Raw genomic sequence first — 14,176 nt, 5'->3', positions numbered from 1 at the left:
TACGCCGTGGGCATCTGCGCGGTTCGCCATCAGGCCCGCGCCATCATGCAACAGGCGCGGCCGAAACAGCCGGCGCCTGTTGTGCGTCATGTAATCACGGGCATTACTTCGGCAACGGCGAGCGTCCCTGGATCGAAAGCGACGCAGCATTGCCAGCGGCGCCAGTACCCGGCTGCCCACCGCCGACAAACAGCGTGTAGTCGCCCGCTTCCACCGCGCGCTGCCCGCTGCGGTCCACATCGCTCAAGGCGCGCGCATCCAGGCTGAAGGTCAGCGTGCGTTGCTCGCCCGCGGCAAGATGCACGCGTTGGAAACCGACCAGGCTGCGCAACGGCGACTGCGGGCGATCCGGATATTGCAGATACACCTGCGCCACCTCATCGCCAGCCCGTGCGCCGGTGTTGCGCACCGTGGTGGTGAGCTGCAGCGTATTGCCGGCCTGCAACGTGGTGCTGGACAGCTGCGGCGCATCGTAGGCAAAGCTGGTGTAGCTCAGCCCATAGCCGAAAGGGAATAGCGGCTCGCCCTTGAAGTAGCGATAGGTGCGGCCCTTCATGTCGTAGCTGACGTAAGCCGGCAGGTCCTTGGTGGAGCGGTAGAACGTCACCGGCAGGCGACCGCCGGGGTTGTCGTCGCCGGCCAGCATGCGTGCGATCGCGGTGCCGCCGGACTGGCCCGGGTACCACGCGGCCACGATCGCATCGGCGTGTGCCTTGGCCCAATTCAAGGCCACTGCACTGCCACTCATCAACACCACCACCAACGGCTTGCCCGAGGCCTTGGCGCGCTCCAGCAGCGCTTGCTGCGGCGCGGGCAGGGCGATGTCGTTGCGGTCGCCGCCGTCGAAGCCGGGCACATCGATACGCAACTCTTCGCCTTCCACATCCGGAGACAGACCGACGAATGCGACCACTGCGTCTGCCTGCGCCACGGCCTGCTCGACTTCGGCCAGTTGCGCGGCGGCAGGAGCCAGCCATTCCAGGCGCACGCCCTGGTCCTGGCCGCGGTGCTCCATCTCCAGGCGGATCTTGCGTGGGCGCGTATCGTCGAAATGCAGCAAGGTTTCTACGCTGCGGCCATCGGCGTTGTGCATGCCGGCCGGCACGTGCTTGTCTTCGGCGTTGCCGGCAACCACCAGCTTGTCGTCGATATACAGCCGCACCGGATCGTGGCCGGTGCAATCGAAACAACGCGCCACGCGCACTGCCAATGTGTACTCGCCAGCGCTGGGTGGCAGCAATTCGCCGCTCCAACGCACCGCATAACGGTCTGCCGGTACGCCCTTCGCCGGGGCGACCTGGTCCCAGTTGAAGCTCACCGCGCGGTCCTGCCGCACCACGCGCGCAGCACCGGTCATGTCGACGTTGTCGAAATACTCGCCACGCAGCCCCGGCTTGCCATCGCTGCGCAACGCCGTCTCTGGAATCATGCCCGGCACGCCGGCCGCCAACGGTGCGCCTTGCGCGTAACTCACCTGCTGCGCCCCGAAGCGTTGGCGCAGGCCCAGCAGCGGCGTTACCGGCGCGGACGAGGTGCCCTGGTAATTGGCTTCCAATGCAGCCAGTGCGTCGGCATTCGGGCCGATCACCGCCAGCCGCGTGCCGGCTTTCAGCGGCAAGGTGTTGGCCGCGTTCTTCAACAGCACGATCGACTGGGCAGCCGCCTGCAAGGCCAGCGCACGGTGCGCGGCGTTGTCCACATCCTTCGCGCCGAGCCGTGCGTACGGATCCTTGCGCGGCGCCTCCAGCTCGCCCAGGCGGTAGCGGGCGGCAAACAGCCGCACCAGCGATTGATCCAGCAGCGCCTCGTCCACCTCACCACGCTCGATCGCCGTACCGAGTTCGCGGTAGGCATGCCCGCAATTGAGATCGTGCCCGGCCTTGAGCGCGGCGGCCGAGGAGCCGGCGTTGTCCGGGCGGAAATAATGGAACTGGGTCATGTCCTCCACCGCATCGCAGTCGGACACCACAAAGCCCTTGAAGCCCCAATCGCCACGCACGCGCCCATTGAGCAGCCAGTCGGCCGCGCATGCCGGCGTGCCATGCAAGGAGTTGTACGCGCACATCACCGAGCCCGCCTGGCCCTGGACCAGCGCGGCGCGGAACGCGGGCGTATAGGTCGCCTCGACATCGCGCGGCGACACATCCACATCGAAGCCATGCCGGCCCGGCTCGGGGCCGCTGTGCACGGCGATGTGCTTGGGCGTGGCGATCGTGCGCGGATGGTCGAGATCGTCGCCCTGCAAGCCGTGAATGAAGCCCACCGCCATTTGCCCGGTGAGGAACGGATCTTCGCCGTAGGTTTCCATGCCACGGCCCCAACGCGGGTCGCGGAAGATGTTGATGTTCGGCGACCAGATGGTGAGGCCGGCGTAGCGCTTATGGTCTTTGCCGGGGCCACCGGCCTGATTGAACTTGGCGCGCGCTTCGGTGGAGACCACCGTGCCCACTTGCTGCATCAATTCCGTATTCCAGCTCGCTGCCAGGCCAATCGCCTGCGGAAAGACAGTGGCGTAACCATTACGGGCGATGCCGTGCAGGCCCTCGCTCCACCACTCATAGGCGGGGATGCCCAAGCGCGGAATTGCCGGCGCATCGTTCATGGCCTGCGCCACTTTTTCGTCGCGGCTCATTTGCGCCACCAGCGCGGCGGCGCGCTGTTCGGGCGTGCTGTTGCGGTCGGCGGGCGCGGCGAGTGCGATACAGGGCAGGCCAAGGCTCAGGCCCAGGGCCATGGCAAGGCGCGAGACAAACACAGATGACATCGATTCACTCCTGGGCAGCGGTGAGATTCGCCGGCGTTGTTCTGGTGTTGCCGCAGGGCTGCGGCAGGGTTGGAATCCGGCGCGGCGGTGTCATGCGCGCCATTGGTGTAATGGGTGTTGCTGGTACTGCGGCGGGCCCTCATCCGCCCCTGCGGGGCACCTTCTCCCGCCAGCGGGAGAAGGACACCCAACGCGGGCGAGGCCATGCGAGCGAGAACAAGGGCACGCATGCGGGAAAGGGCGCGCATGTCCGGACATCACGTTCTTCTCCCGCCTGGCGGGAGAAGGTGCCCGAAGGGCGGATGAGGGCCGCTTTGCAGCTCATTTCGCTGCCCCTGCCTCCGGCGGCTCCGGCGGAGCGCCTGCCAGCGTCGATGCCAGGTCGCGCACCTGCAGCGTGGATTGCAACTGCGCCAGTCCCGCCTTGCTGCTCACGCGCACGGTCAGCGGCTCGCCCGGCAGCAGGTCGAAGGCGTTGTCCGACAACGTGGCATCCATGTCGCCGAACGATAGCCACACCTCGCGCGCCAGCGTGTTGCTGGTCAGGGTGAGTGCGTAGCCATCGCCGTCGGCACGCCACTGGCTGTCGATCTTCGCCGTCGGCAAGGCGAGTTGCTTGGCCGGCGCGAAGAACACCACCTCACGCGACAGCAGCGTATCGCCGTCCAACAACTCGAATACCGCGTAGGTGCGCTTCGGATCGGCCTTGCCCAACAATTGCTTGTCGCTGAAGTTGCCGACCTGCAGGCTACTCAGCGGTTTGACGCTGGCTTTTTCTTCGCGCTTGCTCAGCACCTTGCCATCCATGCCCATCACCCGCATGCGCCAGCGTGCGGCCAGCGGGGTGGTGCGGTCGGACACCAGCGACACCTCGGTCTGGCCCTTGTCGTTACGCAACGCAGCGATCATTTCCGGTGCGTAGAACCGGCGTGCGTGGTAATGCAATGCCTTCCAGCGGCCGTAGTAATCCACGCTGGACCACGACGCGCCCGGCCACACATCGTTGAGCTGCCAGTACAGCGAGCCCATCGATTGCGGACGCGAGGCGCGCAGATGCGAGGCAGCGATGTTGATGCCCTCGGCCTGCATCAGCTGGCTCAGGTAGACGAAGCTTTCGAAATCCTTGGGTTCGCCGAATTCGCGGCGGATGTACAGCATCAGCCGCTTGTTGCCGTTGCCCTTGTCGAACTTCTGATGCACACGCATCACCGGCGATTCCGGATCCATGTCGCCGGGCTCGGCGAACGCGCGCACGGTACGCATGTCCGGGAACGACTGCAGGCCGTATTCGGACATGAAGCGCGGGGTGACGTTGAGATATTCGGTCACCGGCAGGGCGGGGCCGCCCCACACCTTCCAGTAATGCATGTCGCCATCGTTGGCCTGGTCGGCAGCGCCATCGAAATCGGTGCCAGGCGAGGTGGCCCAGTACGGCACGTCGCTATCGTAGGTGGCCACCACGTCGCGGAACACGGTGCCGAACAAGGTGGTCATGCCACGTTCGATGCGGCTGCGTTCTTCCGGGTCCACCGATTGCTTGAACTTGACCCGGTCGCCCCAGTTTTCCCAGCCGGTCTGCACTTCGTTGTTGCCGCACCAAAGCACAATACTGGGGTGATTGCGCAGCCGCTTGACCTGCTCGATCGCCTCCTGCCGGGTGTTTTCGCGGAACTCCACGTCGTATGGCGGCACCGCGCCGCCGAACATGAAGTCCTGCCAGATCATGATGCCCAGTTCGTCGGCCACGTCGTAGAAATAGTCGTCCTGGTAATGTCCGCCGCCCCACATGCGCAGCATGTTCATGTTGGCATCGCGTGCGTCCTGCAAGGTGCTGCGCATGCGCTCGTGATTCACGCGCGCGGGGAACGCATCCAGCGGAATGAGATTTGCGCCCTTGGCGAAGATCGGGATGCCGTTGATCACGATCTCCATGCTCTTGCCCCACTTGTCCTTTTCGCGGCGCAGCTCCACCGAACGCAGGCCGGTGACACGCTTGATCTGCTGGCTGTCGCCATCGGCATCGCGCACGGTGGCCACGAAGGTGTAGCGGTCCTGCGCGCCGTAACCGGCCGGAAACCAACGCTTGGGCTTGGCGATGCGCACCGCCAGGTCGATGCGATTCTGGCCGGGATCGACCACCGCATCCTGGATGAACTGGCCGACTTTCTGCCCATCCGGGCCCAGCACGTCCAGCGTCAGCTGCACCGGGCCGCTGCGACCGGCCTGCAGTTCCAGCTGCGCCCGCAATTGCGCGCTCTCGGCATCCACACGCTGCTGGGCGATATGCAGCCCGTCCACGCGCACGGCGTCCCACGCTTCCACGCGCACATCCTTCCAGATGCCGGCATTGACCATGCGCGGGCCCCAATCCCAGCCGAAGTTGTACGGCGCCTTGCGCACGTAGGTGGAGCTGTGTCGCGCCTCGGGCTCGTCGCCGAAGGCCGAATCGTAGGCGCCCGGCAGCGCGTACGGCTGCTTGGCCAGCCACGGCTGGATCTTCTTGATCGGCGAGTACAGCTTGACCTCAAGGACGTTGTCGCCGCGCTTGAGCAGGGACTTCGCATCCACGCGCCATTGCCGGAACATGTTGTCGGCGCTGAGCAGTTTCTTGCCGTTGAGGGTCACTTCGGCAAACGTGTCCAGGCCGTCAAAGACCAATTCGACATGTTCGCGCTTGAGCGTGGCCGCATCCACGTTGAAGCGGGTCTGGTACTGCCAATCGCTCAGGCCGGCCCACTGGATCTTGCCTTCGTTGTCGCGATAGAACGGGTCGGGCACGATCTTGGCGGCGATCAGATCGGTCTGCACCGCACCCGGCACCTGCGCCGGCAGCCACGCCGCCGCTTTGGGATACGTCTTGGCCTGCTCCTGGCCCGGCACCAGCCGCACCTGCCAGCCGGTGTCCAGCGTCACCGCCGTGGGCGGCGCTGCCCAGGCCTGCGAGATGGCCAAGGTCAGGGCAAGCCCGAGACGGGCGGGGGCGGGAACAAAACGCTGACGGGACAGGGGCATGCGTGACTCTCCTTGGATGGCTCAGCGCGTGGCGGCGGGGGGCGACTGCGCGGTGGTTTCAATCAGTTGAACGGCGCCGATGGCATACAACGGGCCGCGGATCGGTGCGGTGAAGCGCAGGCAGAGATCGTGGATGCCGGTGCGTGCAGGCAGTGCGGTTTCCAGCGTGAATTGTTCGCCCAGGGTGTCGCTGCGCGGCAACTGCACGCTGGCGATCAATTCGCCATCGCAGCCCAGACGCACTTCCAGTTCACCGCCGCGGGTTTTGGCCGGGTACTGCACGACCTTGGATTGCTCGTGCGCCAGGCCGAAGTTGTTGGGCAGGCGTGCGGCTTCGATGCGGATCGCGCCGATGCCGTCCAGGCGCGCCTGCGGATACATGCGGCAGGCATGGAACAGGTCGACGTTGTAGACCGGCGTGTCGGCGGCGGTCATCTCCGGCAGCAGCGGCAGACGCAAGCCGAGCGCGCCGGTTTCCACGCAGTGTTGCAGCCCTTGCGTGTCCACGCGCAACAAGCCGGCGCGATCGAAGGTGCGGCTGCGCGTGGCCGCCAGCGGTGTGCCGCTGGCATCGAACGCCGTGGCCTTGACCGTGGTCGGCAATTGAATCGTAAACGGCGCGTTGTAGCGCGGCGACGCCGGCGTGGGCTCGCTGCCGTCGACGGAGTAGTGCAGCGTCCCTGCGCCGGTCTGCGTGCTCAGTGCCACCTTGGCCGGGCCACCGCCGAGCACCGGGTTGGGGCCGTTTTCCAGCGCGATATCGGCGGCGAATGCGCCGTCGCTGTAGTCGATGCCCAGCGCCTTGTAGCGCTGCAGCTGCGCCGGCATGCGCGCCAGAAAGCTGTTCCAGTTGCGCGCTGCCGGTGACGACCAGCTCACTTCCGCCACCGCAGACAGACGCGGGAACAAGGCATGGTCCACATGCCACTTGGACGGGATGTATTCGGCCCACAACGCACCTTGTGCGCCCAGCACGTGCTTGGCCTGTTCGGCGCTGAGCTCGGCCGGCACCGGGTCGAATGCGTAGACCTTCGACAGCGGCAGCACGGTCAGGCGACCGTTCGGTTCGTCGCTGCGCGTGGTCTGCAGGTTGTCCAGATACAACCAGTCGCCTGGCGCAAGCACCGCATCGTGGCCTTGCTTGGCCGCAGTCACTGCACCTTCGACGCCGCGCCACGACATCACCGACGCACTCGCCGGCACACCGCCTTCCAGAATTTCATCCCAGCCGATCATGCGCCGGCCGTGCTGGGTGAGGTAGGTCGCCAGCTGTTCGTTGAACCAGCCCTGCATCGCATGCGCGTCCTTGACCCCGAGCTTGCGCATCTGCGCGCGCACCGCCGGCGAGGCGTCCCATTGATCCTTGACCGCCTCATCGCCACCGATGTGGATGTAGGTGGACGGGAACAAGGTCAGCACTTCGTCCAGCACATGGGTGATGAAGGTCAGGCTGCGTTCGCTGGTGTTGAACAGATACGGATTGACGCCCCAGTTCACGCCCACCTGGGTGCGTACACCGGGGACGCCTACCTCTTCGGGATAGGCGGCAACGGCCGCCTGCGCATGCCCGGGCATGTCCAATTCGGGCAACACCGTGATGTGCAGGCGCGCCGCATACGCGACGATCTCGCTGATCTGTTCCTGCGTGTAGAAGCCGCCATAGCGCTGCGGTGTGCCGTGCTGGCCGCCACCGGGCGGGGTGCGCCATGCGCCCACCTCGGTGAGCTTGGGATAGCGCTTGATCTCGATGCGCCAGCCCTGGTCGTCGGTGAGATGCCAATGCAGCACGTTGAGCTTGTGCAGGGCCATCGTATCGAGCACATGCTTGACCGTGTCCACATCATGAAAATGACGGGCCACATCCAGATGCTGGCCGCGCCAGCTGAAACGCGGCCAGTCGGCAATCGCCACCGCCGGCACCTGGACCTCGCCCTTGCGCGCATCCGGTGTCATCAATTGCCAGGCGCTGATCGCGCCATACAACAAGCCGGCGCCATCGCGTGCGGTGATGCGCACGCCCTTGGCATCGACATCCAGGCTGTAGCCTTCCTTGTGCGCCACCGGCGCCTTTGCGCTGCGTTCCAGGCGAATGCTGCCCGGCGATGCGTTGGTTTCGGCGCGCACTTCCAACCGCAGCCCGCGCGTGCGCTGCAGCAGGTCGGCCAGATGTTCGGCACTGCGGCGTGCATCGGCATCGCCGGGCACGATCGAGATCACCGTGCCGGTGCCCACCGTAAAGCTGCCGCTACCGCGCTTGACTTCGACTGCGGCAGGAATCAACGGCAACGGTGCACTCGCCGTGGCTGCCGTCGCAGCGGCAGGTGTGTCTGCCGTGGCAACGGCCGATGAGGTGCCTGGCGCACGTTGACTGCAGCCGGCAAGTGACGCGGCGGCGAACGCGAGCGCAAGCAGGCGCGAGGAGAACGGCGCGACGGTTGTCAGGCGTGCGGTGGGTGCGGAGTTCGACATCATGCAATCACATCCCGGTGTGGCGGCGGTACACGGCAGCCACGCACAGTAGCAAAGCCGTCTTGGAAGGCGCAGGGACTGGCGCACGCTTCGTCCGGGTACACGACGCAGCGACTGCGCCGTCGTGCGCCCAATGCAACCGCGTCGGTCCCTGCCAAACCGGCGCGGGCAACGCTCGAATCGGACTGCACGTTAGGCAATCCGATTCCAGCACCTGCGCTACACCGGCGGTACTCACCTGACGGCTGTGCAGTCGTGTTGTTCGCTGCGTTTAGCGCTGCGCGGTCGGCAACTCGTCCCACACCTTCGGATCTTCCGCGCCCAGCACCCAGCAGCTGAAGCCTTCCAGGCCGTACTGCTTGGTCAGTTCGTAACGCGCCTTGAAGCTGCGTGCGTCCGGGCGGAACACCCACTCGCGCATGTCGTCGCGATAGAAGTAGAACCACGATTCCTGCTCGACCGGATCCCACTGCACGGTGGCGTTCTGTTCGATCGCCAGCGGGAAGGATTCGTCGGCATCGATATAGGTGGCCGAAATATTCGACGCTTCGGTGCCGTCTTCCTTCACCGGGTTGCCGGTGTACCAGCGGTAGCCGTAAGTCGCGATGCCCAGCGACAGCTTTTCCTTCGGCACCTGGGTGATCGCGTAATCCAGGTGCTTCTTCATCCACACCATGCCGTCGACCGGGCCCGGTGTGGTCCAGCGGGTGTGCTGGTCGTAGGTCATGATGCTGACTAGGTCCGCGGCTTGGCCCAGCGCCTTCAGGTCATACGCGCCGCGCCAGTATTCCCACATCCACTTGGAGAACTGGCCGCCTTCGGCGTGCCCCGGTGCGTTCGGTACCACGGCGACCGACATCTTGAAGCCGGCCTTGTGCAGCGCATCGGCGGTCTGCTTGACCATCAGCGTATAGGCATCGCGGTCGGTCCAGGCGATGTTCTCGAAGTCGAACTGGAAGCCGTAATACTTGTGCTGCTTGCCGTGGATCAGTAGCGATTCGATCATGCGCTTCTTGGCCGCTTCGTCGTGCATCAGCTTGTGGAAGCCCTCACGCCCGGTGGTCATCGACAGGATCGGCATCACGCGCAGCTTCTTCTGCTTGGCGATGTCGTACAGGTACCTATTGGGCGTGCCGTTGACCAGGCCGTTTTGATCCACGCCGTACCAGGTCGGCACCACCACATCGATCTTGTCGACGTTGGCGATGAACGAGTTGGTCGATTTCTGCGTGTTCATCAGATAGAACAACGCCGTGGGATTCTTGGCCAGGGCCGGGGCGCAGGCGAATGCCAGCGCAAGCAACATCCAGGTCAATCGCTTACTCATGAAAGACAACATCCGTCAGGGAGTGGGAGAGGAAAGGGCGATGCGGAAGACATAGGCGCTCTCGCCAACCGGCTTGACCGGCAGGCGCAGGTGCAGGCCATCGGCGCGTTGTTCGAACGGGATCTGCTTGCCGTTGCCCAGCAAGGTCACGCCGCGCACGCCATCTGCCGGGGTGAGCGAGCGGATCACCGCTTCGCCACTGCTTGGCCAGCCCAATTCGATCGCATACAGGGCGCCGTCGCGAGTGGTGAAGCGGAAATCCTCGGCCGTATACGGTTTGGTCTTGACGTCCTGGAAGGTGCCGCCCACCACTTCGGTCGGGCCTTCGCCGTACACGCGCCACGGCGTGCTGTCGTAGATCGCGCCGCCGTTGGTCTTGAGCCACTTGCCGATCGCCAGCAGGATGCCGCGCTCGGTGTCGGGGATCGAGCCGTCCGCACGCGGGCCGATGTTGAGCATCAGGTTGCCGTTCTTGGCCACCACATCGGCCAGCATGTGGATGATGAAGGTGGGCGATTTATAGGTATCGTTTTCGATATAGCCCCACGAGGCATTGCTCACCGAGGTGTCGGTCTGCCAGTGCGTGGGATGGATGCCGGTGAGCTGGCCGCGCTCGATGTCCAGCGTGCCGGCGCCTTCCGGGAATGCGCCGAGTTTGTAGTTCACCACCACACCGCGGTCGGCCTCGGTACGCGCCGCGCCCTGGTTGTAGTAATAGGCCAACATCGTCGGCAGGCTGCGACGGAAGGTGGGATGGGCAATCCACCAATCGAAATAGATCAGGTCCGGGTGATAGGTGTCGATCAACTCGGTGGTGCGTGCCAACCAATCGTCCAGCCAGGCTTGCGACACCGGCGTCCAGTCGTTGGCAACGTCGGCATCGTCCTTGCCCGGCAAACGCACCTGCGCCGGGCCATAGAGCGCGGCGTAACGCGGGTCGTTGACGTCCGAATCGAAGCTGCGCCCGCCATCGAAGAACCAGTTGTGCTCGGCGCGGTGCGACGACAGGCCGAAGTGCAGGCCCTGCGCGCGGATGGCGGTGGAGAGTTCGCCCAGCAGATCGCGCTTGGGGCCCATCTTCATCGCGGTCCAGTCGGACAACTTGGAGTCGTACAGCGCGAACCCGTCGTGGTGTTCTGCCACCGGCACCACATAGCGTGCGCCGGATTCGCGGAACAGCTTGGCCCAGCCCTTGGGGTCGAACTTGGGCGCGGTGAACTTGGGAATCAGATCCTTGTAACCGCTGGTCGCCTGCGGACCATAGGTCGCCACGTGATGGGCGAATTCCTTGGAGCCTTGCAGATACATGTTGCGCGAATACCACTCGCTGCCGAACGCCGGTACCGAGAACACGCCCCAGTGGATGAAGATGCCGAACTTGGCGTTGTCGTACCACGCCGGCGATTGATATGCCTTCAGTGCCGCCCAGTCGGGACGGAACGGACCCTTGCGTGCGCCAGCTTCGGCTTCGCGTACCAGGCGCTCGCGTTCGGGCGCGTATTTGGCGGTGGCGCTGAGCCACTGCTGGTCGATCTGTTCGGGACTGAGCGTGGTGGCGGTCGGGGCAGTCGGCGATTGCGCCGCGTTGACGTGCAACGCCGGCAGCGCGAGCAGCAGAGCGAACGCAAGCAGTCGACTCCTGGGTGCAGCTCCGGCGTGGCGGCGGGATGGAGCCGCAAACACGCGGCTATCGGTCGTCATGGGAACTGCACTCCTGTAAGCGAAACGCGTCGGTCATGCTGCGGCCGCGCGGGGATGGCAAAAGCGGGCCTGGCGATGCTCCCTCGGCGGCGAAGGGGCGTGGCCAGTACCACTCCTTGGTACGACATCAAGCTATGCGCCGCATGCAACGCATCGCTCAAAAAAAGCGCGCCACCGTGGAGGGTCGGTGGCGCGCCGGGACTACATCAGAACTTGAAGTTCAGCTGGGCCTGGTAGCCGCGACCGTTCTTGTAGAACGCCGTCGGGGTGTCCCTGGTTCCGCTGTACAAGCGGTAGGTGGAATCCAGCAGGTTGGTGGCGCCGAAGGTGAGACCCATGTAGTCGGTGATCTGATACGAGGCGGTCAAATCCAGCTGCTTGTAGCTGTCCGAGAAGTCTTCCGATCCCAGGCGTCCGATCTGGGTGAAGTACTTGGAGCGGTAGCTGTAGTTCACGCGCACCGTCCAGTCGCCGTGTTCCCAATACGGGATCACGTTGTAGGTGTCGCGCGACAGGTAGGGCAGGTTCAAGCCGGAGCTCGCATCGGATTTGGCAAACGTGTAGTTCGCCTGCAACCCGAAGCCCAGGCCGAACGTCTGCTGGTAGTTGATCGATGCACCCTTGACCTTGGCGTCGGAGGCGTTTGTGGGCGTAGTTACCTGATAAAGGCCAGCGGGATTCAAACTTGTTGCCGGACGTTGCTCGGCCACGGTGGTGCTCACGATGTACGAGCTGATGTCCCGGTAGAACACCTCACCAGACAACATGCTCGAAGGCGCGAAATACCACTCGGCCGCCAGGTCGTAGTTGGTTGACTCGTAAGGCTTCAAGTCCGGATTACCGCCGCTGGCGGTCAGGTTGCCGTTGCCGCTGTTGACGGTGAACGACCCCGCCAGATCGGCGTAACGCGGACGTGCCATGACCTTGGCGGCCGAGAAGCGCAGCACGGCATCGTCGGTCACGTCGTAGGCGATATTGAAGCTCGGCAACGCTTTGCGGTAATCGTGCGTTTCCACAACGCGAGAGTAGCTATCGCCATTGTCGGCACTTTGCCAATACTCGGACTTGTCGGTCGTATCGAGCAGGCGCACGCCGACGTTACCGCGCCATTGGCCGGATTCGAAGTTCAACTGCGTGTAGACGTTCTGGGTAATCTCTTTAACGTCGAACGAGCCACCGAAATCGGTGGTATAGGGGCCTTGCGGCTGCGCCAACAGATAACGGCGCACGGCGCCCAGGTTGGCGGTTGGCCAGGTGGTGAGGTCGCCGCTGGCACCCAGGCCGTCGTACAGGCTGCTCTGCGTAGTACCCGGGTTGAACTGCGTCAACGAAACCGGGTCGGTGGTGTTGATGCGGTTGCCGCGTGCGTCAACGCCATTGTCGTGATTGATGTACTTGTAGCCGAACTGCAGTTTGTTGAACGGGCCCAGCGCCAGATCGCGCGACGCATCCCACTGGAAATATTTTTCCTGGTCCTTGCTCTTCTGGTAGTAAATGCCGCCCGCCTGCATGATGTCGGTATTGGTGCCCGGAACTTTGCCTTGCTGGCCCGGAGTCAGTCCGGCCGGATTGCCAGGAAGCGCCCAGTTGGCCGCGCCGCCGTTGTCGTAGTTCACCGCGGTATTGCGGCCGTCGAACGCGTAGTTGTACCCGCCATCCTGCATCAGGTACTTCATCAGGTATTCGGGGTTCTTGCCGCCGGTGGCCTCGGTATCGCCGATCTGGGTGGTGAACACCCACTTCTCGCCCGACCAGTCGTGCCGCAGGTTCAGGCTCTTGGTGGTGACGGTGCTCTCGCGGTAGTTGGTGTCCATCTGCGCATACGGCTGGTCATTGACGCCGCCTTGCGTGTTGTCGGACACCGTGGCCGAGGTGACCACCCCGTTCTCCACATTGGCGCGGGTTACCTTTTCCAGATCGTTGTTACAGGCCGGGCACACGTAGCGCGCCTGACTGTAGTTGTTGTACTTGCCCTTGATGTAGATACCGGTCAGATTGAATTCGTTGTTCTCGTCCGGCTTCCACTGCAACGCGCCCTGCAAGCCGTTGCGCTCGCGGGTTTGCTGGAAGAACGCGCTGCTGATGCCGGCCGGGACGCGTGCGGTGGCGACGTTGCTGCCGTCGCCAGTGATCGTGGCGGTCGGCGGAATCTTGTCGCCGGTGGTATAGCCGAAGTATTCGATACCGGCGCGCGCCAGGTCCTGCTCGTCATGGGTGGCCGAAATCAACGCGCCGAAGGTCTCGTCGTCGTTCTTCCAACTCCACAGCGCCGAACCGCGCGGATTACCTTCTTCCGAGCGATCGTTGTAGTTGTAGCCGACCGAACCGCGGACGGTGTTCTTGGGCAGGTCCAGCGGCTTGCGGGTGTGCACGATCACGGTGCCGCCGATCGAACCCTCATCGATGCGCGCTTCGGGGGTCTTGTAGACCTCCATCAGGCCGATGATTTCCGGCGACAGCAGCGTGTAGTTGAAGGTACGGCCGCTGGTATCGGTCGGGTTGCCGCCCCAGTCGCCCGAAGCGATGGTCTGGCCATTGAGCAGGACGCGGTTCAACGCCGGGTCCGTGCCGTTGATGCTGACCTTTTCGCCTTCGCCGAACTGGCGGTCCACGCTGATACCCGGAAGATGCGACAGCGATTCGGCCGCATTGACGTCCGGGAACTTGCCGATGTCCTCGGCGCTGATCGCGTCGACGATGGAGTTGGCCGAGCGCTTGACCGCCTGGCTCTTTTCCAGCGACGCGCGGTAGCCGGTAACGGTGACGGTGTCCAGCTCGGTGGTGGCCGACGGCGTGCTGGCCGGGGCTTGTTGTTCTTGTCCGGCAGCCATTGCAGAGCCGGAGCAGTACAGAGCGGCGGTGATACAGAGTGCTAACGTCGTGGTGCGGCTGTGCATGGCTAA

General features: G+C 64.4%; 6 protein-coding genes. All 6 read right to left on the bottom strand.

Annotated features, from left to right (window positions below; translation table 11 throughout):
• Nucleotides 1–103: 103 nt before the first annotated feature.
• The 6 genes from XBLMG947_RS06265 to XBLMG947_RS06240 all read right to left on the bottom strand — a co-directional run bounded on the left by XBLMG947_RS06265 (nucleotide 104) and on the right by XBLMG947_RS06240 (nucleotide 14,170).
• Nucleotides 104–2,764 (bottom strand): glycoside hydrolase family 3 C-terminal domain-containing protein, encoded by a 2,661-nt coding sequence (locus XBLMG947_RS06265; protein WP_065466986.1) that lies wholly within the window; start codon nucleotides 2,762–2,764, stop codon nucleotides 104–106.
• Nucleotides 2,765–3,085: 321 nt separating this feature from the next.
• On the bottom strand, nucleotides 3,086–5,776 hold the full coding sequence (locus tag XBLMG947_RS06260; protein WP_065466979.1) for a beta-mannosidase: 2,691 nt from the start codon (nucleotides 5,774–5,776) through the stop codon (nucleotides 3,086–3,088).
• A gap of 21 nt (nucleotides 5,777–5,797) precedes the next feature.
• Complete coding sequence (locus XBLMG947_RS06255) at nucleotides 5,798–8,248, bottom strand: family 20 glycosylhydrolase (RefSeq protein WP_065466977.1); 2,451 nt, start codon at nucleotides 8,246–8,248, stop codon at nucleotides 5,798–5,800.
• Nucleotides 8,249–8,516: 268 nt separating this feature from the next.
• Nucleotides 8,517–9,584, bottom strand: coding sequence for a glycosyl hydrolase family 18 protein (locus XBLMG947_RS06250; protein WP_065466975.1), 1,068 nt, complete (start codon nucleotides 9,582–9,584; stop codon nucleotides 8,517–8,519).
• Between the two features lie 3 nt (nucleotides 9,585–9,587).
• Nucleotides 9,588–11,273 carry an alpha-L-fucosidase gene (locus XBLMG947_RS06245; protein WP_065466973.1) on the bottom strand — a complete coding sequence of 562 codons (1,686 nt, stop codon included), beginning with the start codon at nucleotides 11,271–11,273 and terminating at the stop codon, nucleotides 9,588–9,590.
• Between the two features lie 206 nt (nucleotides 11,274–11,479).
• Nucleotides 11,480–14,170 (bottom strand): TonB-dependent receptor, encoded by a 2,691-nt coding sequence (locus XBLMG947_RS06240; protein WP_065466971.1) that lies wholly within the window; start codon nucleotides 14,168–14,170, stop codon nucleotides 11,480–11,482.
• Between the last annotated feature and the right edge of the window lie 6 nt (nucleotides 14,171–14,176).

It is taken from the genome of Xanthomonas bromi (assembly GCF_900092025.1).
Lineage (GTDB): Bacteria > Pseudomonadota > Gammaproteobacteria > Xanthomonadales > Xanthomonadaceae > Xanthomonas > Xanthomonas bromi.
This window is presented reverse-complemented; position numbering and strand designations above follow the sequence as displayed.